The organism is Allobosea psychrotolerans (assembly GCF_002917105.1).
In the GTDB taxonomy this organism is placed as follows: Bacteria; Pseudomonadota; Alphaproteobacteria; order Rhizobiales; family Beijerinckiaceae; genus Allobosea; species Allobosea psychrotolerans.
Genome location: NZ_PQFZ01000031.1, coordinates 22,872 through 42,952 on the forward strand (window position 1 = coordinate 22,872; position 20,081 = coordinate 42,952).

Below are 20,081 nucleotides of genomic sequence, written 5' to 3' on the forward strand. Positions count from 1 at the left end.
GCCCGACCATGATGCACTTCGGATCCCGAGCCTCCGCAGAGTTCATCCTTGAGCCGATCGAAAATCGGAGCCGACGGCTACGCCCAGGATGACGGCGCGTTTCCCAGCAAAGACGGCATGCTCTAGGATTGGCGCCTTCAACAGGGGGAAGACATGATGACCCGCCGGCTCCTGGGCGTCTTCGCCTGCCTTTTCGCCGCCGTCCTGCTGGCGGCCTGCAGCCCCAGCGAGGCCGACCAGCGCAAGGCCTTCATCGCCTTCCTCCGGGATGACGTGCTCGCCAAGACCGGCTTGCGCCTGCCGCAACCCGACGCCGAAAAGCAGAAATCCTTCGGCGCCTATGCCGAGCATTATGCCGTCATCTCCCGCTTCCATGAGCGCATGAACGCCTCCGTCGCCAAGCCCATGCAGGAGACGCTGGCCAAGAGCATGCCGCGCTCGATCGAGGATATCGTCGCGCGCAAGACCGATCTCGTCACCGTGCGCAGCGGCTTCGTGGGCATGCGCGACGCGCTCGATCAGGCGCTCGCGGCAGCCGGCAGCGAGAAGGCGGCGTTGAAGCAGCCCGAGGATCTCGCTGGTGTCTATGCTGCGGTCTACGACAAGGCCGTCACTGCGCCCGCCACCGCATTCCGCCAGATCTTCCCGACCGCCGACGACGCCTTTGCAGCGATCATCGCGCTTGCCGAGCTGATCCAGAACAACCGAGCGGCGATCAAGCTCAACGGCTCGCAGATGGAGATTTCCAACCCCGCGCTGCGAACGAAAGTGCAAGCCGCGCTCGAAGCGATGAACGCCAAACAGCGCGGCATGACCGAGGCGCAGCAGACGCTGCGCCGGGCAGTTTACGGGAGTTAGGGCGCGCTGTTTGGGTTCTGAATGACGAGAAGGGCGCGGGGAACCCCTCTCCTGTAAGGAGAGGGGTAGGGGTGAGGTGTCGGCCCCTGGACCAGTGGCGTGGACACCTCACAGCGAAGCCGCGGTGAGGTCGCGGCCAAAGCGTCAAAACGGCCGACCCCTCACCCTGCCCTCTCCCTACGGGAGAGGGTTCCCCGCGTCCGCTGGATTTCAGGCAGAGGCACTGCGCGAGCAGGAACGAAACCCGCTACTCCGCCGCGAGCAGCCGCGCCGGCTCCCTCACCGGCACATCGGCGATCCCCGCTGCCGCCAGCTTGTCGGGCAAGGGGCCGCCCGTCGCCCAGTCCAGCAGTTCGGCTGTGTGGACGACCGGCGTCGTCGCGCCCTTGTCGGCAAAACCTTTGGCGAGCTGGGTCATGCAGCCGATATTGCCGGTCGCGACCAGCATCGGCCGGGTCTTCTCGATATTGCCGATCTTGCGCTCGCGCAGCTGCCCGGCGATCTCAGGCTGGAGGATGTTGTAGACGCCGGCCGAGCCGCAGCAGATATGCCCCTCCGGCACCTCCTTGACCTTGAAGCCGGCGGCCGAGAGCAGGCGCTTGGGACCGTCCTTGAGCTGCTGGCCATGCTGCATCGAGCAGGCGGAGTGGTAGGCGATCGGGATCGCGAGATCGCGCGCATGGCGCAGGTCGATGGTCTCGAGGAACTCGGTCACGTCCTTGGCCAGCGCGGAGACCGTGGTCGCCGTCTTGGCGTAGGCCGGCTCGTTGCGGAACATGAAGCCGTAATCCTTGATCGTGGTGCCGCAGCCCGAGGCCGTGATCAGGATCGCATCCAACCCCTCGCCGGTGATTTCGGCCATCCAGGCGTCGATGTTGCGGCGGGCGAAGGCAAGCGCGTCATGCTCGCGGCCCATATGGTGGACGAGCGCGCCGCAGCAGCCCTCGCCCTTGGGCAGCACGACCTCGACGCCATGGCGCGTCAGCAGGCGGATCGTCGCCTCGTTGATCGCGGGATCGAGCACCGGCTGGGCGCAGCCCGACAGGAGCGCGACGCGCTTGCGGCGCACGCCGGTGACGGGGAAGCTTTGCGGCCCCTCCATCGTCGAGCGCGACGGCAGGCGGGCAGGCGCCAGCGCCAGCATCGCCCTCAGGCGCGCGCCGACCCCCGGCAGGCTGCCAAGCACGCCGGCGAATGGCTTTGCCAGCATCGCGCCCAGCATGGCGAGCCTGAAGCGACCGGGATGCGGCAGGATCACTGAGAGCAGGCGGCGCAGCGCCTTGTCGGCGAAGCCGCGTTGATAAGTCTCCTCGATATGGGCGCGGGCATGGTCGACGAGGTGCATGTAATTCACCCCCGAGGGGCAGGTCGTCATGCAGGAGAGGCAGGAGAGGCAGCGGTCGACATGCTTCACCACCTCTTCGGTGGCGGGCTTGCCGTTCTCCAGCATGTCCTTGATCAGGTAGATGCGCCCGCGCGGGCTATCGAGCTCGTCGCCGAGCAAGAGATAGGTCGGGCAGGTCGCGGTGCAGAAGCCGCAATGCACGCAGGTTCGCAAGATCTTCTCCGAAGCCGGCAGACGCGGATCGGAGGCGAGATGGGCGGGGGAGAAGTTGGTCTGCATGGTCTGTCCGTTTCGCTAGCCCGTCATGGTTGGGCTTGACCCGACCATCTCGTCCCGAGTTTCTCGAGTCTGCGCGGAGTTTATCCTAGAGCCGATCGAAGATCGGACCGAGGGCTCCGCTCGAGTATGACGGCCCTCTCATATCCCCGCATACATCCGGCCCGGCTCGAAAATCCCGGCCGGGTCGAAACTCGTCTTGATGCCCGCCGTCACCCGTAGCAGCGGTTCCGCCAGCGGCTCGAACACCGGCACGCTGGCGCGGATCGCGTCCGGCGCGCGCACCAGCGTGGCGTGGCCGCCGAGCGGCCTGATCGCAGCCCGGATCGCGGCTGCGCCGGCGTCATCCGCATCGGGAACCGCGAGCCAGACCAGCCCGCCGCCCCAATCATAGAACCAGCGCGCCTGTGGCAGCACATTCGCGATCGCGGCCGTCGCCCTGGGTCCGTTTGTCGGCGCCAGCGACAGGCGCCAGACTGCCTCCTGCGTGCCCGCGAAGAAGCCTGCGTCGCGCACATCCTGCCACAGCGCCTCGGAGTCCGCGCCCTCCAGCATCTCCGGCGCGCCATGGGCGGTGAGGAGGGCGGCAAGCTCGGCCGAGCGATAGTCGATCGAGGCGGAGAAATTCTCCAGCCGCAGCAGCGTGCGGGCCTCGCTCGAGCCGTTTCCGATCCAATTGGATCGTTCAACAGCTCCAGCTCCTTGTTTTGACGCGTTTTCTTCACGCAAACGCTTCGCGTTTGTCGCCGGGGAACCGGTGTCCACTTCGCTCGAAAACGCTCTAGCGCCGATGCCGGCCGGCAGATGCGCCGCCGCGAAAGGCTCGAAGGGCGAGCCGAGCGCCGTCGAGAGCAGCGCGACCGCCGCCTCGTCCGGCAAGCCGCGCCAGACCAGCGTGACCACGCGCTCCGGCTTCGGCAGCACGCGGAAGACGACCTCGGTGAGGAAGCCCAATGTCCCGAAGCTGCCGGCGACGAGCTTCACGAGGTCAAGCCCGGTGACGTTCTTCATCACCCGCCCGCCGGATTTGATCGCCTCGCCGCGGCCATTGATCAGCCTGATGCCGATGAGCGAATCGCGCGCCGCGCCGGCATTGATGCGGCGCGGGCCGGAAATATTGCCCGCCGCAACCGCCCCGATCGTCGGTTCTCCTTCCGTGCCCAGCAGCAAACGATGGTCCATCGGCTCGAAGGGCAGCATCTGGCCGCGTTCGGCCAGCGTCTCCTGCACAAGCGAAAGCGGCGTGCCGGCGCGCGCGCCGATCACCATCTCGGCAGGCTCATACAGCGTGATGCCGGTGAGGCCGGCGCTGGAGAGCGTGCTCGCCGCCTGCGACGGCCGCCCGAGACCGCTGCGCGTGCCGCCACCGCGAATGGCGAGCGGTATGCCGCTGGCGACCACGGATTTGACGACGAAGCAGGCCTGCGCCTCGGTGGTGGGGGTGTGGATGATCACGCGCCACCTCCTGTCTTTCCGGGGCTTCGCGCAGCGAAGTAGCGTGTCCGGCTCCCAGTACCCATGCGTCTGGGAAATGGGCGCTGCAGGCCGGAGAGCCCTACCAGGACCAGGCATCGGTTCTGGGTTCCAGGCTCGCGGCTTTGCCGCGCCGCGGAATGACGGCGGAGGTTTACCGCGCCAGAAGCGGATAGAGATCCATCCAAAGCGGATTGTGCTCCTCGATGAGGCGAACCTTCCAGTCCCGACGCCATTTCTTGATGTCCTTCTCGCGATCGATTGCGTCTTGGGCAGTCGGATGCTCCTCGTACCAAACCAGCCGATGGACTTCGTATTTGCGTGAGAATCCCGGCAGCACCTTGGACTTGTGCTCGTGGACACGACGAGCCAGATCTCGCGTCACGCCGAGATAGAGCGTGCCATGCTGACCGCTCGCCAAAAGATAGACGTGAAACGGCAAGAACACCCTCCCCCGTCATTCCGGGGCGCTGCGAAGCAGCGAGCCCGGAACCCAGAACCGATACCGCCTCAAAATGAAGCCGATCGATCGGGCCTCGAAAGCGATTTCTCACATCGGTTCTGGGTTCCGGGCTCGGCCCTTCGGGCCGCCCCGGAATGACGGGGAGGTTCCTCACGCTGCCACCCTGCCCTCGAGCGGAAACACCTTCGCGGGATTGAGCAGCCACTGCCCGTCGAACACCGCCCTCACCCGCATCTGCTGCTGCAGATCCTCGGGATTGAACTGCACCGTCATCAGGTCGCGCTTCTCGATGCCGACGCCGTGCTCGCCGGTCAGGCAGCCGCCGACCTCGACGCAGAGCTTGAGGATGTCCATGCCGGCATCCTCTGCCTTCTGCGCCTCGACCGGGTCGTTGCAGTTGTACAGGATCAGCGGGTGGAGGTTGCCGTCACCGGCATGGAAGACATTGGCGACGCGAAGCCCATAGCCCTTCACGATCTCGTCCATGCGCCGCAGCACATGCGGCAATTGTCCCGTCGGGATCGTGCCGTCCATGCAGATATAGTCGGCGATGCGACCGGTCGCGCCGAAGGCGGATTTGCGGCCCTTCCAGATCGCCGCCGTCTCCATCGCCGACTTGCTCTCCTTGACCGTCTTGACGCCATGCTCGCGGGCGATCGCGACGATGCGGGCGAGCTGGGCGTCCATCTCGGCATCCGAGCCCTCGACCTCGATGATCAGGAGCGCCTCGACATCCATCGGGTAGCCGGCATGGGCGAAGGCCTCGCAGATCTCGATCGCCGGCTTGTCCATGAACTCCATCGCGACGGGAATGATGCCGGCGCCGATGATGGCGGCGACCGCCTCGCCCGCCTGCTCGCTCGTGGGGAAGCCGAACAGCACCGGCCGCGCGCCCTCGGCTGAGCGCAGGATGCGCACGGTCGCTTCCGTGACGATGCCGAGCTGGCCTTCCGAACCGACGATCAGGCCGAGGATGTCGAGCCCGCCGGAATCGAGATGAGCGCCGCCGATTTCAACGATACTGCCGTCGAGCATCACCAGCGTGACGCCGAGCACATTATTGGTGGTGACGCCGTATTTCAGGCAATGCGCTCCGCCCGAATTCATGCCGATATTGCCGCCGATCGAGCAGGCGAGCTGCGAGGACGGGTCGGGCGCGTAGAAGAAGCCTTCCGCCATGACCTCGCCGGTCACCGCGAGGTTGGTGACGCCGGCCTGCACCTTGGCGACGCGGTTGGCGTAGTCGATCTCGAGGATGCGGTTCATCTTGGAGACGCCGATGACGACCGCATCCTCCTGCGGGATCGCGCCGCCGGCGAGCGAAGTGCCCGCCCCGCGCGGCACGACCGGCACGCCCTGAGCGCTGCAGAATTTCAGCACCGCCGCGACCTCCTGCGTGGTCGAGGGCAAGACGACGGCGAGCGGCAGGCGACGATAGGCGGTCAGCGCATCGGTCTCGTAAGGCCGGCGCTCATCAGCCGAGGTGATCAGCGCCTCCGGCGCGACCAGACGGCTGAGGCCGGCGATGATCTCGTCGCGCCGAGCGAGGATGCTCTCGTCGGGCACGGGAAAGGCGATGGCGGACATTGTGAACTCCTGCGTCGCCCGCCACACCAGCCCTCATCCTGAGGAGCGAGCCAAGCTCGCGTCTCGAAGGATGGTCCAGAGCGCGCTGGAGCATCCTTCGAGACGCCGCTTCGCGGCTCCTCAGGATGAGGGCTCACGGGACGGAGCGATTGAGACTCTAGACCAATTCCAACTGGCTTGCAGTGCAACCAACGTCCATGATTATTTCCAATTCGGAAAAGATGAGGGCGCTATGGACCGGTTCGGCGATCTCGACGTCTTCGCCCATGTCGTCACGGCCAAGAGCATGTCGGCGGCGGGCCGCCAGCTCAACCTCTCGCCGGCCGTCATCTCCAAGCGCATCCGGCGCCTGGAGGAGCGGCTCGGCGTGCGCCTGCTGCAGCGCACGACGCGCCAGCTCTCGCTGACCGAGGCCGGCCAGGGCTTCTATGAGCGCGTGGTCTCGGTGCTGTCCTCGATCGAGGATGCCGAGGCCTGGGTCGCCAGCGGCGCCGGGCAGGCGCGCGGCACCCTGCGCGTCTCGGCGCCGACCTCCTTCGGGCGGCTGCATATCGCGCCGCATCTCAAGCCCTTCCTCGATGCGCATCCGCAGGTGACGGTCGACCTGATCCTGAGCGACGCCTTCGTCGACATCGTCGGCGAGGGCTTCGACCTGGCGGTGCGCATCGCCGACCTCCAGGATTCGAGCCTCGTCGCAAAGCGGCTCGCGCCGAATCACCGCGTGCTTTGCGCCACGCCGGGCTATCTCGCCGCGAACGGCACGCCCGGCAGCATCGAGGATCTGGCGCGCCATACGCTGATCGCGCACAACGCCGACCATTGGCGATTGGATGGGCCGGGCGGGCCGGTCAGCGTGCGCGTCAACGGGCCCTTGCGGACCAATTCGAGCGAGGTGGTGCGCGAGGCGCTGCTGGCCGGCCTCGGCATTGCGCTGCGCTCGACCTGGGATGTCGGGCCGGAGCTGAAATCGGGCGCCCTGCAGCGCGTCCTGCCGGAGTATTCCGTCGGCAAGCGCGTCGCGGTCTATGCGGTCTATCCGAGCCGCCGGCATATGGAGCAGAAGGTGCGCGCCTTCGTCGACTATCTCGGCGAGCTCTATGGCGCGACACCGTATTGGGATGAGGGGTTGGGGCTGTGAGGCACATGGTTGGCGAAGCCGCCGATCTGTGCTCCCGATAGCCGACACCAAAACAGCCCAGGGATAGGACATCATGTTCGGCGTTCTCGAAGGCACCGGCGTCGAGGTTCTCGACCCGCGCTTCCATCGCATCGTCCCCGGCTCCGCCCGCGTCGAGCGGCTCTGGACCGGAGCGCGCTGGTCGGAAGGGCCGGCCTGGTTTCCCGCCCACAACACGCTGGTCTGGTCAGACATCCCCAATGACAGGATACTGCGCTACGACGCGCTGAGCGGCCAGGTCGGCGTCTTCCGCCAGCCGGCCCGGAACGCCAACGGCAATACGGTGGATCGCGAAGGGAGGCTCGTCACCTGCGAACATGGCGGACGTCAGGTGACGCGCACCGAGCATGACGGCTCCGTCACCGTGCTGGCGAGCCATTTCGACGGCAAGCGGCTGAACTCGCCCAATGACGTCGTGGTCAAGTCGGACGGCTCGATCTGGTTCACCGACCCCGATTACGGCATCCTCACCGATTACGAGGGCAACAAATCCGACAGCGAGATCGGGCGTTGCAACGTCTATAGAATAGACCCGCAGTCAGGCGCCGTGACCATCGCCGCCGATGATTTCATCAAGCCCAACGGTCTCGCCTTCTCCCTCGACGAAAGCATCCTCTACATCGCCGACACCGGCGCGAGTCATGATCCCGTCAACGGCCCGCGCCATATCCGCGCCTGCCGGCTCGGCGCGGATGGCGCGACGCTCGGGCGCTCCGAGATCTTCGCGACCTGCACGGCCGGCCTGTTCGACGGCTTCCGGCTCGATGTGACCGGCCGGATCTGGACGAGCGCTGCCGATGGCGTGCACATCTACCACCCCGACGGCACGCTGATCGGCAAGGTCACGATCCCCGAGATCGTCGCCAATGTCGCCTGGGGCGGCCCCAAGCTCAACCGCCTGTTCATCTGCGGCACGACCTCGCTCTATGCGGTGATGACGCACACCAACGGCGCGCGCTGAGCGAGGGGCGAGATCACGCCGTATTGGGTCTGACGCCGTAGGGTTGATGATTTTGGCCTGAACCACGCCGTCATTCCGGGGCAGGCCGCAGGCCTGAGCCCGGAACCCAGAACCGATGCGCTCGATCAGTGAAGCTCACCATGCGAGCGCATGATGGAGAACCCGCATCGGTTCTGGGTTCCGGGCTCGATCCTTCGGATCGCCCCGGAATGACGGCGGTGGCTCCAGATCACCTCATCGTACTTGCCGGCCGCTCGTGGCATAGGCCTTGCTGAACGGCATGCAGCTTCCCCCATAGAGGTGCATGCATGTTCAAACGCTTGGCAATCTCGGTCGCCCTCGCCCTTTCCGTGGCCAGTGCGGCACAGGCGGAGTCGGTCGTCCGCTACGGCATCTCGCTCGCCGACATCCCGCTGACCTCAGGTCAGCCCGACCGCGGCGCCGGAGCCTATAAATTCACCGGCTATACGCTCTACGACCCGCTGGTCGCCTGGGAGATGGATATCGCCGACAGGCCGGGCAAGCTCGTGCCGGGGCTCGCGACCGAGTGGAAGGTCGACGCCGCCGACCAGAAGAAATGGCTCTTCACCCTGCGCGAGGGCGTGACATTCCATGACGGCAGCGCCTTCGACGCCGACGCCGTGGTCTGGAACCTCGACAAGGTCCTGGACGAGAACGCCCCGCATTACGACCGCCGCCAGGCCGCGCAGGTGAAGCCGCGCCTGCCGTCGATCGCGAGCTACCGCAAGATCGATGCGAAGACCGTCGAGATCACCACCAAGGCGGTCGACTCGTTCTTCCCCTACCAGATGCTCTGGTTCCTGGTTTCGAGCCCGGCGCAATATGAAAAGCTCGGCAAGGACTGGGACAAGTTCGCGCTGACGCCCTCGGGCACCGGACCGTTCAAGCTCGACAAGTTCGTGCCGCGCGAACGCGCCGAGCTCGTCAAGAACCCGGATTATTGGAACAAGAACCGCCTCGCCAAGGTCGACCGCCTGATCCTGCTGCCGATCCCCGAGGTGCTGGCGCGCACCAATGCGCTGATCACCGGCCAGGTCGACCTGATCGAGACGCCGGCTCCCGACACCGTGCCGCGCCTCAAGCAGGCCGGCATGAGGATCGTCGAGAACGTCACGCCCCATGTCTGGAACTACCATCTCAGCGTCGCCCCAGGCTCTCCCTGGACGGATCTGCGCCTGCGGAAGGCGATGAACCTCGCCATCGACCGCAACGGCATCGTCGAATTGCTCAACGGCCTCGCCAAGCCGGCGGTCGGCCAGGTCGATCCGGCGAGCCCCTGGTTCGGCAAGCCGAATTTCCAGATCAAATATGATCCCGATGCCGCCAGGAAGCTGCTCGCCGAGGCTGGCTATTCCAAGGAGAAGCCGCTGAAGGCGACCTTCGTCATTGCCCAGGGCGGCACCGGGCAAATGCAGTCGCTGCCGATGAACGAGTTCATCCAGCAGAACCTCAGGGATGTCGGCATCGAGCTGGAGTTCAAGGTCGTCGAGCTCGAGGTGCTCTATACGCGCTGGCGCAAGGGCGCGAAGGACGAGATGAACGCCGATGTGACCTCGAACAACATCGCCTATGTCACCTCCGACCCGCTCTACGCGATCATCCGCTTCTTCCACTCCAACCAGGTTGCGCCGGTCGGCGTGAACTGGGGAACCTATGCGAGCCCGGTGGTCGACGGCTATCTCGACGAGGCGATGAAGACCTTCGACGTCGCCAAGCAGGACGAGTTGCTCGCCAAGGCCCATGCCCAGATCGTCGACGACGCCGTGCTGGTCTGGGTGGTGCACGACACCAACCCGCATGTGCTGTCCCCGAAGATCAAGACGTTCGTGCTGGCCCAGCACTGGTTCCAGGACCTGACCACGATCGGGGTGGACTGATCCCTTTTGTCATTCCGGGGCTTCGCGAAAGCGAAGAACCCGGAACCCGCGACCGGGTGAGAGCTTGTGATCGGTTTGATCCCGCTCCGCCCGGCCGTGGGTTCCGGGTTCGGCCTTTGGCCGCCCCGGAATGACAGGATCGCCCGAACTGATGGGACAGATCTGCCGCCTCACCCCTTCGGCGGCTCCTCCTTCATCTTCGCCACGATGAACGGCATCGCCAGGCCGATCAGCAGGAAGCGCGTGAGATGGTGGGAGCCGACATAGAGCGTGTCGAGCCCCATGGCGAAGGCGAGCATCGCCATCGCCTCGAGCCCGCCCGGCGCGAAAGCGGTCATCGCGCTGGCATAGGGCACACCGGCCAGCCGGGCCGCCGGCCAGGCGAAGGCGAAGGCAACCGCGATCGAGACGAAGAAGCCGCCGACCGCGAGCGGGAACAATCCCAGCAGCTCCGGCCGGGGAATATGCGCGATACGCCCGCCCATGGTGGAGCCCAGCAACACCAGCACGGCCGTCTGGATCTCGGGCGGCAAAGTGCCGTGGACGAGGCCCGTGCCGTGCAGGACGGCGCTGGCGAAGGTCGCGCCGAACATCATCGGCGCCGCCATGCGCAGCCGCTCGAAGACGAGCCCGACCGCCAGGCCGCAGAGCAGCACGAGCAGCATCGTGTCGGCCCCGACGATATCGGCGGGCGGGACCGGCGCCGCCGAATGGACCCCGCTCAGCTGCATTGCACCCGGGAGCAGCGCCACCAGGACGAGCAGGCGAAAGAGCTGAACCACAGAGATCCGGCCGATATTCGCGCCCTTCGCCTGCGCCACGGCCAGCACCGTGGCGAGCGCGCCCGGTGCCGAGGCGAGCAGGGCGTCGATCCAGGACCAGCGCGCGACATAGCGCAGATACGCTCCGGTCAAGATCATGATCGCCGCCATGCCGAGCAGAAGCACGGCGAGCGAGGCCGGGTAGCGGGCAGCGGCGGCGAGTGCCTCGGGCGTCGCCGCCGAGCCGATGATCGTGCCGGACAGGAGCACCGTCGAATCGAACCACGACCGGCGCAGAACAGGGAGCGGGCGCAGGAAGGCGACCGTCGCGCTCAGCATCATCGAGCCTGACAGCCAGGCCGCAGGCGCACCCAGCAGGGCGAAGGCGGCACCGCCAAGCCAGGCGATGCCAATGGTCACGGCCTCGCGACCCAGAACAGCCGGCCGCGTCGAGGGATAACCGAAAAGCGCCATCGCATCCACGACCGCGCCAGAAGCGGGCGGCTCCGGCGCACTCATGAACGCGGGGCGCGGTGAGGTCAATTTCGCCGCTGCGCCGGCAGCGCAACCATACCCTGCAGCGAAAGCGCGCGGGCGCTAGATCTAGCGCGCGGCGAGCGCCGTCTGGAGCCGAGCCACGACCTCGACGAGGTCGGACGCCTTGCGCGCGAAGCAGAGCCGCAAGCCGGTCTCCCCGCCCGGGCCGAAGGCGGTTCCCGGCGCGAGGCCGACATTGGCCTTGTCGACCAGTTCGATCGCCAGCGCCCGCGAGTCGCTGCGGCCATCGACGCTGAAGAACTGATAGAAAGCGCCATCAGGCGCCGCGAGCGAGACCCGGTTGGTCGCCAGCAAGCCCTCGGAGATGATCTTGCGGCCCTCGGCGGCGCGGGCGATCTGCTGGGCTACGAAGGGCTCGCCCTCCTCGAGCGCGGCGATGGCGGCGCGCTGGACGAAAACGGGCGAGCCCGAGGTCGAATACTGGATCAGGTTCTCGATCACCTGGCCGAGCGCAGCGGGCGCCTCGATCCAGCCGATGCGCCAGCCGGTCATGGCCCAGTTCTTCGAGAAGGTCTGGACGAAGAGGACGCGGTCGTCGGGCTCCATCACATCATGGAACGAGGCGGCACGCGGAGAGCCGTCATAGACGAAGCGGGCATAGATCTCGTCGGCGATGATCCAGATGCCGTGCTTGCGGGCAAGCGCAAGCAGCGCGCCCATCTCTGCCTTGGTCGCGGTCCAGCCCGTGGGGTTGGCCGGCGAGTTGATCACCAGAGCGCGGGTCCTGGGCGTGATCGCGGCGGCGAGCTTGTCGAGATCGAGCTTGAAGCGGCCATGCTCCAGATCCATCGGCACGCAGACGGCCTTGGCGCCGGCGATGCCGATCGCGGCGGCGAAGTTCGGCCAGGCCGGGGTCGGGATCACCAGTTCGTCGCCGGGGCCGGCGATCATGCGGATCGCGATCTGGACCGACTGCATGCCCGAGCCGGTGACGAAGAAGCGGTCGGAGGAGAAGGGCTGGCCGTAAAGTGCGGTGTGGTAGCGGGCGAGCGCCTCGCGCAATTCGGGGATGCCGCGCTGCCAGGTGTAGAAGGTCTCGCCATCGGCCAGCGACATGTTGGCGGCGCGCACGATGAAATCGGGCGTCGGCAGGTCGCCCTCGCCGACCCAGAGCGGGATCAAGCCCTGCTTGAGGCGGCCGTGATTGACCACCTCGACGATGCCGCTCTCGGGTGCGTTGCGGGCTTCGGGCCTCAGATCGGCGATCAGGCTGGCGCCCGGCAACGTCGTGGTGGTCATGAACTGAACCTCGCGAAAGTGACCCCCTTCCTTTAGCCGATAGCGGCGCGGGCAAGCATGAAATCGCGAGATCGGGTCGATCGGTCGCGGTGATGAATCGCCGCAACCGGTCGAAGGTCTTCAGGCCGACTGCTTCTTCAGAAGGTCGCGGATTTCGGCGAGCAGGACGATGTCCTCGGCCGGGGGAGCGGGCGGCGCCGGCTCGGTGGCCTTGGTGCGCTGCAGCCTGTTGATGCCCCGCACGACCAGGAAAAGCACGAAGGCGATGATCAGGAAATTGATCGCCACGGTCACGAAGGAACCATAGGCGAAGACCGCGCCCTGCTTCTTGGCCTCGACGAGGATGGGCGAGGTCACGGCCTTGTTGAGGCCGATGAAGTAGTTCGAGAAATCGACGCCGCCAAGCGCCCCGATGAAAGGCATGATCACGTCGCTGACAAGCGAATCGACGATCTTTCCGAAAGCCGCGCCGATGATCACGCCGATGGCGAGGTCGACGACATTGCCCTTCAATGCGAATTTCTTGAATTCCTCAAGCATGGTCTGCCCCCTTCTCGTGGCTGTCTTGCTCGCGGCGCGCGTTAGCTCCGAGCCGAACTTGAAACGCTAACGGAGTCGGGCGGGCGTTAGAAGACCCCGCTCGCCGCAAAGTTGCAGCCTGCACAGATAGCTAGAGCGCGCCCCTGATCAGAAGGCCGCTCGAACTCGTCATGCTTTCCCTGTGGTGAGATCTCCACAGCAACGGACACAAACCCGGAAAGCTGCCGTTCCAGGTGTCAACTCAGGGTCGGAAGCTGACGGAGTAAATGATGCTATAAGCGGCCTCATTGCGAGAGGCTGCTAATGATGATCGTGAAGGCTGGTCCGGAGTTCATGTCGGCGGTCGCCGCCGGCGCAGTGCAGCGATTTGTCCTCGGATCGATCGATCAATTCGACGCAACACCCTTTAATATCGGTGATGGTTCTTTCACGCTCCGCTGGGGCGGGAGTTCGGTTCGTATGGATATCTACCCGGACGGTGTAAATTTCGCTGGCCCCGGCGTGGACCACCGCCTCGAGCGGTATGACTACAATGACCTGAAGGCTTTGGCGGACGCCGCATTAGCAACTTTAGACAGCTATCTGCGGGATGTCTGAGATGGGTCGAAAGCAGGCAACGTCACCCGCCTGAAGAACGGACCTGAATTATCGCCGGGATCGCGTGCCGGTCTTGGTGAACTCCCGCCCTCGTGGCGAGCATCCATGTCTTGAACACCACCTTCGCCCGACGAAGACGTGGATGGTCGGGACAAGCCCGACCAAGACGCGCAACGTCGTGTCCATGCGTTTCGCGCGGGAGGCTGACATCATCGGCTGCTGGCTGGTCCGGCCTCGTGGCCACGCCGAAAGCGCTATGGCGAGGGGCACGCAGCGAGGTTAGGTTGCGGAACGCCGAATTGCGGCGCTGGAGGCGCAATGATCCCCGCTTGGTCCGTGGTCCTGGTGGCGCTGGCCTATCTCTGCGGCCTGTTCGCGGTCGCCCATATCGCCGACACCTCCGGGCACAGGCTGATCACCGGCCGGGCGCGCGCGACCATCTACGCGCTGGCGCTCGGCGTCTACTGCACCTCCTGGACCTTCTACGGCTCCGTCGGCTTCGCCAACCGGGCCGGCTTCGACTTCCTGGGCATCTATGTCGGTCCGATCCTGGTGATCGGCTTCGGCCACCGCTTCGTCGGTCGCATCGTCGAGATCGCAAAATCGCAGAACATCACCTCGATCGCCGATTTCGTCGGCGCGCGCTACGGCAAGAGCGAGCGCGTCGCGGCGCTGGTCTGCATCGTCGCGGTCATCGGGGCGCTGCCCTATATCGCGCTCCAGCTCAAGGCGGTGGCGAACTCGCTCTCGGTCTTCCTGATCGCGACCGGCGGCCAAGCGCTGACGCCTGAGGTTCCGGTCCTGAACGACCTCGCCTTCCTGGTGGCGATGGTGCTGGCCGGCTTCGCCTGCGCCTTCGGCACGCGCCATATCGACGCCACCGAGCACCAGGACGGCCTCGTGCTCGCGATCGCGGTCGAGTCGCTGATCAAGCTCGTGGCCTTTCTCGTGCTCGGCGTCTTCATCGTCTACGGCCTGTTCGACGGTGCCGGCGATCTCCTCGCCAAGGCGGCGCGATTGCCCAACGGCGCGCCGCCGCTCTGGGAGCGGACCTCGAGCTGGCCGACCTTCCTGACCCTGACCCTGCTCTCCTCCTGCGCCGCGCTGCTGCTGGCGCGACAGTTCCACATGACGATCGTCGAGAACCGCGACGCCCGCGACGTCCGCCGCGCGGCCTGGATGTTCCCGCTCTACCTCATCCTGATCAATCTCTTCGTGCTGCCCTTGGCGATGGCCGGCGAATTGCTGATGCCGGGCGCCGAAATCGACCGCGACATGACCGTGCTGCTGCTGCCGCTGCAGAGCGAGGCCAGCCTGCTCGCGCTGGTCGTCTTCGTCGGCGGGCTCTCGGCCGCGACCGCGATGGTGATCGTCGCCTCCGTCGCGCTCGCCATCATGATCTCGAACCACCTCGTCATGCCGCTGCTGCTGCGCGGGCGCGGCGGCCTGAGCGACCCCGCGAGATCCATGGCGATGCTGACCGCGCAGCGCGGCGGCAGCAGCAGCAACGGCACGACGGGCGGCGATCTCGGCTCGCAGGTCGTGATCATTCGCCGGGCCGCGATCCTGCTCGTGATCCTGCTCGGCTATGCCTATTACCGCGTCGCCGGCGAAGCCGCCCTGGTCTCGATCGGCCTGCTCTCCTTCGCCGCGACGGCGCAGATCGCACCGGCCTTCTTCGGCGGGCTGGTCTGGCGGCGCGGCACGGCGCTCGGCGCCGCGGCGGGCCTGACCATCGGCATCCTGGCCTGGACCTATACGCTCCTGCTGCCGAGCCTTGTCCATGTCGGCAGCATCTGGGAGGCGGTGGTCACTAAGGGGCCCTATGGCATCGCGGCGCTACGGCCGGAAGCGCTGCTGGGGCTCGACCTGCCGGCTCTGCCGCATGGCGTGGTCTGGAGCCTGGGCCTCAACATCCTCGCCTATATCGGCTTCTCCCTGCTGCGGCCCGCCAATGCGATGGAGCGGCTGCAGGCCAACGCCTTCGTCGAATCCGACAAGGCGACGATGGCACAATCCTTCTCGCTCTGGCGCTCCAGCGTCACGGAAGCCGAATTGCAATCGACCATCGGTCGCTATCTCGGCCAGGAGCGGACGCAGCGGGCCTTCGAGGGCTTCGCCAGCGGGCGCGGCGAAGAGCCCAACGCCAATCGCGAAGCCGATATCCACATGCTGCGCTTCGGCGAGCACCTGCTCTCCTCGGCAATCGGCGCGGCCTCGTCGCGCCTCGTGCTGTCTTTGCTGCTGCGGCGGCGCAACCTCTCGACGGAAGCCGCCTTCAAGCTGCTCGACGATGCTTCGGCTGCGCTGCAATACAACCGCGACATCCTCCAGCACGGGCTCGACCATGCCGGCCAGGGCATCACCGTGCTCGACCGGAACCTGCGCCTGCTCGCCTGGAACCAGGCCTTCATCCAGCTCTACGACCTGCCGCCCTCGCTGGTGCGCTTCGGCACCGGCCTCGACGAGGTCGTGCGCTACAATGCGGCGCGCGGCGCCTATGGCGACGGTCAGCAGGACGAATTGATGGCGGCGCGGCTGGAGAGCTTCGTCAGGGATCGCGAGCCGGTGCGGCTCAAGCTCTACCCGTCCAAGAAGGTCATCGAGATCCGCTCCAACCCGCTGCCCGATGGCGGCCTGGTCACGACCTATACCGATATCACCCAGGCGGTGGAGGCGCATGAGGAGCTCGAGCGCACCAACGAATCCCTGGAACGGCGCGTCGCCGAGCGCACCGAGGAGATCCTGCGGGTCAACACCGAGTTGCAGCGCGCCAAGGCCGAGGCCGACGAGGCCAACGCCTCGAAGACCCGCTTCCTCGCCGCCGCGAGCCACGACATCCTGCAGCCCCTGAACGCGGCGCGGCTCTACGCCACCTCTCTGGTCGAGCGCGACCGCGCCGCCGGCAGCCCCGACCTCGCCGAGAACATCGACGCCTCGCTCGACGCGGTCGAGGAGATCCTGACCGCCTTGCTCGAGATCTCACGGCTCGACGGCGGCGCGTTGAAGCCCGAGATCACAGCCTTCCGCGTCGACGAATTGATGCGCCAGCTCCAGCGCGAATTCGAGCCGAGCGCGCAGGAGAAGGGCTTGAAGCTCATCTTCATGCCAACGGCGCTGGCGCTGCGCTCGGACCGGCGCCTGCTGCGCCGCCTGCTGCAGAACCTCGTCTCGAACGCGATCAAATACACCCCCAGCGGCAAGATCGTGGTCGGCTGCAGGCGGCGCGGCGCACAGGTTTCGGTCGAGGTGCTCGATACCGGGCTGGGCATCCCGCAAAGCAAGCAGAAGACGGTGTTCCGCGAGTTCCAGCGGCTCGACCAGGGGGCGAAGGTGGCGCGCGGCCTGGGGCTCGGCCTCTCCATCGTCCAGCGCATCGCCCGCACGCTCGACCACAGGCTGACCCTGGTCTCGACGCCGGGGCGCGGCACGCGCTTCTCGGTTCTGGTGCCGCGCGCCTCGCCGCTGCCGGCGATGTCGACGAGCGCCGCGCCGCGCCATGCGCCGGCAGGCCAGCTCGCCGGGCTGAAGCTGCTGGTGCTCGACAACGAGCCGGCGATCCTCGACGGCATGAAGCAATTGCTCGGCGGCTGGGGCTGCGTCGTCGCGACCGCGGCCAGCGTCGAGGAGGCCCAACTGTTGCTGCGCACGAAGGGCGATCCCGACGTGCTGATCGCCGATTACCACCTCGATCATGGCAACGGCCTGACCGCGATCAGCACGCTGCGCCAGCGTACCAGCACGGCCTTGCCGGCGATCCTGCTGACGGCCGACCGCACGCCGCAGGTGCGCGAGGCGGCCGCCGCGCTCGACGTCCACCTGCTGAACAAGCCGCTGAAGCCCGCCGCCCTGCGCGCGCTCCTGGCGCAGTGGCGGGCGACGCGACTGGCGGCGGAGTAGCGTCGCCCCATGGCCGACACCTCCCCTGCCTGGCGCGACGCCTTCCGCAACCGGCTCTCGCCGGCACGCGCATTGCCGCGACGCTTGCGGCTCGGCGTGCTGGGCGGCCTCGGCACTTCGCTCGCCATCGGCGCGATGGAATTCATCGCCAACCATTTCGGCAAGCCGCTGGCACTGATCCCGTTCGTGACCTCGATCGTGCTGGTGCTGTGCCTGCCCACGGCCGAGCCGGCGCGCCCACGCGCGCTGATCGGCGGCCATCTGGTCGCGAGCCTCGTGGGCTATGGCGTGTTCTGGCTGCTCGGAGACACAGCTCTCGCGGTTGCGCTGGCGGTCGGACTGTCAGCCACGGCCATGCACCTGACCCGGACCATGCACCCGCCAGCCGGCATCGACCCGCTGCTGATCGTCCACCAGCAGCTCGGCCTGGATTTCCTGGGCTTCGTCGTGATCCCGGGAGCGCTGCTGCTCGCCGGCTTCGCCGCGCTCTGGAGCAGGATCTCGCGCGCCTCAGCGCCCTGAGTAACTCGCCTGCCGCATCGCCTCCTCCGAAGCGAGGAAGGCCACGACCTCGGGGCCCGGCTCCGGGCTCGGCGCCCCGACGCCGACCTCCGCCATCAGCGTCGCGACGGGCACATAGCTCTTGCTGGCGCGGTCGTACAGCGCGGCGCGGACGAGCGCGACGGCCGCGACGATCTCGCTGCCGTCACGCGCCCGGCTCAGCATGCGATGCTGCATCACCAGCCAGCTATCGCTCCAGCACAGGATCGTGGTCTCGAGACGGAAGGGCTGGAACAACCGCAATTCCCGGCGGAACCGGATGGTGCCCGCATTCACCACCGGCACCCAGCGATGGCGCAGCACGGCGCGCCACAGCCCGGTGCGCAGCATCAGGTCGGTGCGGCCGAGATCCATCAGCGTCCAGTACCGGCCATTATTCATGTGCAGGCTGGAGTCGAGATCATGCGGCCAGACGCGGAAGGCTAGCAGCGAGGGCGCCTCCAGCGGCTTGAGCCTTGGGCGCAACGGGCTGGTCAGGAGCAGCCAGAGCAGGCGGAACCAGAGATTCATGGCAGCGTCCCGATTCTCGATGGTTTACTTGTAAACGTTTGCGCATATGTGACCAGATCCCGCTTGGCTAGACCGTCGAGATCGGCTCATGCTGCTTGCGACCCACAGGACCTTCGGCATGCCGACCTTGCACGTCTCCTCGCTGTCGCGGCTCCACGAGACCGTGGCGGCCGTGCGCGCCAGCCATGTGGTGACGCTGATCAACGTCAACACGGTGGTCGAGCGGCCCGCCGGCATCGCGCCGGAACGCCATCTCTTCCTCGGCATGTCGGATATCGTCGCCTCCATGGACGGGCACGTCGCGCCGGCCGAGGCGCATGTCGAGCGCTTCCTGGGCTTCGTCAGCGAATGGGACCGCGCCGCACCGCTGGTGATCCATTGCTGGGCGGGCATCAGCCGCTCGACGGCGGCCGCCTTCATCGCCGCCTGCGCGCTCGGGCCGAAGCGCGATGAGGAGGAGATCGCCACCGCCTTGCGCACTGCCTCGCCCTCGGCGACGCCCAATGCGCGCCTCGTCGCCATCGCCGACGGGATGCTCGGCCGGCAGGGCCGGATGAGCGCCGCGATCGACCGGATCGGCCGCGGCGAGGACGCCTTCGAGGGCACGCCGTTTCGGCTCGCCCTGGCCTGAAAGACGGGCGGAATCCGGCCCTCAGGCCCGGCAGCATCGTGCGGGTTGCAGCGCAGCTCGCGTCGAAGACGGCGCGATTTTTCCGTTCCGACGCAGAATATTGCTTGCGCCCGCCGGATTTTGCGACAATGCATCCGGCAAGAGGGGTTTTGCCAGCGCCATGACGATCGAACTCGATTCCCGCGACCGCTCCATCCTGCGCATCCTGCAGATGGACGGGCGGATCACCAATTCCGACCTTGCCGAGAAGGTGCATCTGTCGCCCTCGGCCTGCCTGCGCCGGGTCCGCCAGCTCGAGGAGAGCGGGCTGATCCGTGGCTATGCGATGCTGCTCGACGACAAGATCGCGGGCTTTCCGGGCACCGCCTTCGTCTTCGTCACGCTCGACCAGCAGGGCCGCGCCTCGCTCGAAGGCTTCGAGCAGGCGGTGCAGAACCTGCCCGAGATCCTGGAATGCCATCTGCTCGCCGGCGCGCATGATTATCTGATGCGCGTGATCTACCGCGACAGCGCCGATTTCGAGCGCATCCACACCGACATCATCACGCAATTGCCCGGCGTCACCCGCGTGCAATCGACGCTGACGCTGCGCACCATCAAGAAGAGCTCGGCACTGCCGGTGTAACGCCGCGCCAAGGACATCCCTTAGGTCCTGTGGACACTTATCGGAGCCATAGGACGGTTGCGGCGAGAGTGACGACGGCGAGGTAGTTCCTGGCGGTCTTTTCGAAGCGGGTTGCGACCCT

General features: G+C 66.7%; 17 protein-coding genes and 1 pseudogene. 9 read left to right on the plus strand and 9 right to left on the minus strand.

Annotated features, from left to right (window positions below; genetic code table 11):
• Positions 1-156: 156 nt before the first annotated feature.
• A complete protein-coding gene (locus tag CYD53_RS28305; RefSeq protein ID WP_181012064.1) occupies positions 157-858 on the plus strand; it encodes a DUF3053 family protein in 702 nt (233 codons plus the stop codon).
• Between the two features lie 247 nt (positions 859-1,105).
• Here CYD53_RS28305 and glcF read toward each other — a convergent pair whose 3' ends face one another.
• The 4 genes from glcF to CYD53_RS28325 all read right to left on the minus strand — a co-directional run bounded on the left by glcF (position 1,106) and on the right by CYD53_RS28325 (position 6,002).
• Positions 1,106-2,482 carry a glycolate oxidase subunit GlcF gene (glcF, locus tag CYD53_RS28310; RefSeq protein ID WP_103721424.1) on the minus strand — a complete coding sequence of 459 codons (1,377 nt, stop codon included), beginning with the start codon at positions 2,480-2,482 and terminating at the stop codon, positions 1,106-1,108.
• A gap of 138 nt (positions 2,483-2,620) precedes the next feature.
• A complete protein-coding gene (locus tag CYD53_RS28315) occupies positions 2,621-3,934 on the minus strand; it encodes an FAD-binding protein (protein WP_245928471.1) in 1,314 nt (437 codons plus the stop codon).
• 172 nt (positions 3,935-4,106) lie between these two features.
• Positions 4,107-4,394, minus strand: coding sequence for a GIY-YIG nuclease family protein (locus CYD53_RS28320; RefSeq protein WP_103721438.1), 288 nt, complete (start codon positions 4,392-4,394; stop codon positions 4,107-4,109).
• Positions 4,395-4,565: 171 nt separating this feature from the next.
• On the minus strand, positions 4,566-6,002 hold the full coding sequence (locus CYD53_RS28325) for an FAD-linked oxidase C-terminal domain-containing protein (protein WP_103721426.1): 1,437 nt from the start codon (positions 6,000-6,002) through the stop codon (positions 4,566-4,568).
• Positions 6,003-6,234: 232 nt separating this feature from the next.
• On the opposite strand from CYD53_RS28325, the gene CYD53_RS28330 reads away from it, so the two are divergent.
• The 3 genes from CYD53_RS28330 to CYD53_RS28340 all read left to right on the plus strand — a co-directional run bounded on the left by CYD53_RS28330 (position 6,235) and on the right by CYD53_RS28340 (position 10,038).
• A complete protein-coding gene (locus CYD53_RS28330; protein ID WP_103721427.1) occupies positions 6,235-7,140 on the plus strand; it encodes a LysR family transcriptional regulator in 906 nt (301 codons plus the stop codon).
• Between the two features lie 73 nt (positions 7,141-7,213).
• Positions 7,214-8,140, plus strand: coding sequence for an SMP-30/gluconolactonase/LRE family protein (locus CYD53_RS28335; protein WP_103721428.1), 927 nt, complete (start codon positions 7,214-7,216; stop codon positions 8,138-8,140).
• Positions 8,141-8,448: 308 nt separating this feature from the next.
• Positions 8,449-10,038: an ABC transporter substrate-binding protein gene (locus CYD53_RS28340; protein ID WP_103721429.1), complete on the plus strand. Its 1,590-nt coding sequence runs from the start codon at positions 8,449-8,451 to the stop codon at positions 10,036-10,038.
• Between the two features lie 170 nt (positions 10,039-10,208).
• Here CYD53_RS28340 and CYD53_RS28345 read toward each other — a convergent pair whose 3' ends face one another.
• The 3 genes from CYD53_RS28345 to mscL form a co-directional block, all read right to left on the minus strand.
• Positions 10,209-11,273, minus strand: coding sequence for an AbrB family transcriptional regulator (locus CYD53_RS28345; protein ID WP_181012065.1), 1,065 nt, complete (start codon positions 11,271-11,273; stop codon positions 10,209-10,211).
• 129 nt (positions 11,274-11,402) lie between these two features.
• Entirely contained in the window at positions 11,403-12,596 is a 1,194-nt protein-coding gene (locus CYD53_RS28350) for a pyridoxal phosphate-dependent aminotransferase (RefSeq protein WP_103721431.1), read from the minus strand.
• Positions 12,597-12,716: 120 nt separating this feature from the next.
• The gene (gene mscL / locus CYD53_RS28355) at positions 12,717-13,136 is read right to left on the minus strand and encodes a large conductance mechanosensitive channel protein MscL (RefSeq protein WP_103721432.1); all 420 of its coding nucleotides are present in this window, start codon (positions 13,134-13,136) and stop codon (positions 12,717-12,719) included.
• 303 nt (positions 13,137-13,439) lie between these two features.
• On the opposite strand from mscL, the gene CYD53_RS28360 reads away from it, so the two are divergent.
• The 3 genes from CYD53_RS28360 (at position 13,440) to CYD53_RS28370 (ending at position 18,155) form a co-directional block, all read left to right on the plus strand.
• Positions 13,440-13,733: a hypothetical protein gene (locus CYD53_RS28360; RefSeq protein ID WP_103721433.1), complete on the plus strand. Its 294-nt coding sequence runs from the start codon at positions 13,440-13,442 to the stop codon at positions 13,731-13,733.
• A 318-nt stretch (positions 13,734-14,051) separates the two neighbouring features.
• Positions 14,052-17,633, plus strand: coding sequence for a hybrid sensor histidine kinase/response regulator (locus CYD53_RS28365; protein ID WP_103721434.1), 3,582 nt, complete (start codon positions 14,052-14,054; stop codon positions 17,631-17,633).
• A gap of 9 nt (positions 17,634-17,642) precedes the next feature.
• On the plus strand, positions 17,643-18,155 hold the full coding sequence (locus CYD53_RS28370; RefSeq protein WP_103721435.1) for an HPP family protein: 513 nt from the start codon (positions 17,643-17,645) through the stop codon (positions 18,153-18,155).
• On the opposite strand, the gene CYD53_RS28375 is transcribed toward CYD53_RS28370, so the two are convergent.
• On the minus strand, positions 18,144-18,704 hold the full coding sequence (locus tag CYD53_RS28375; protein ID WP_103721436.1) for a thioesterase family protein: 561 nt from the start codon (positions 18,702-18,704) through the stop codon (positions 18,144-18,146). The two genes, CYD53_RS28370 and CYD53_RS28375, sit on opposite strands and share 12 nt — an antisense overlap.
• Positions 18,705-18,822: 118 nt before the next feature.
• On the opposite strand from CYD53_RS28375, the gene CYD53_RS28380 reads away from it, so the two are divergent.
• Both CYD53_RS28380 and CYD53_RS28385 read left to right on the plus strand, forming a co-directional pair.
• The gene (locus tag CYD53_RS28380) at positions 18,823-19,335 is read left to right on the plus strand and encodes a tyrosine phosphatase family protein (protein WP_103721439.1); all 513 of its coding nucleotides are present in this window, start codon (positions 18,823-18,825) and stop codon (positions 19,333-19,335) included.
• Positions 19,336-19,495: 160 nt separating this feature from the next.
• Positions 19,496-19,960, plus strand: a complete 465-nt coding sequence (locus tag CYD53_RS28385; protein ID WP_069690296.1) for an Lrp/AsnC family transcriptional regulator — start codon at positions 19,496-19,498, stop codon at positions 19,958-19,960.
• Between the two features lie 37 nt (positions 19,961-19,997).
• Here CYD53_RS28385 and CYD53_RS28390 read toward each other — a convergent pair.
• Positions 19,998-20,081: pseudogene (locus CYD53_RS28390) on the minus strand (IS5/IS1182 family transposase); the annotation flags it as partial.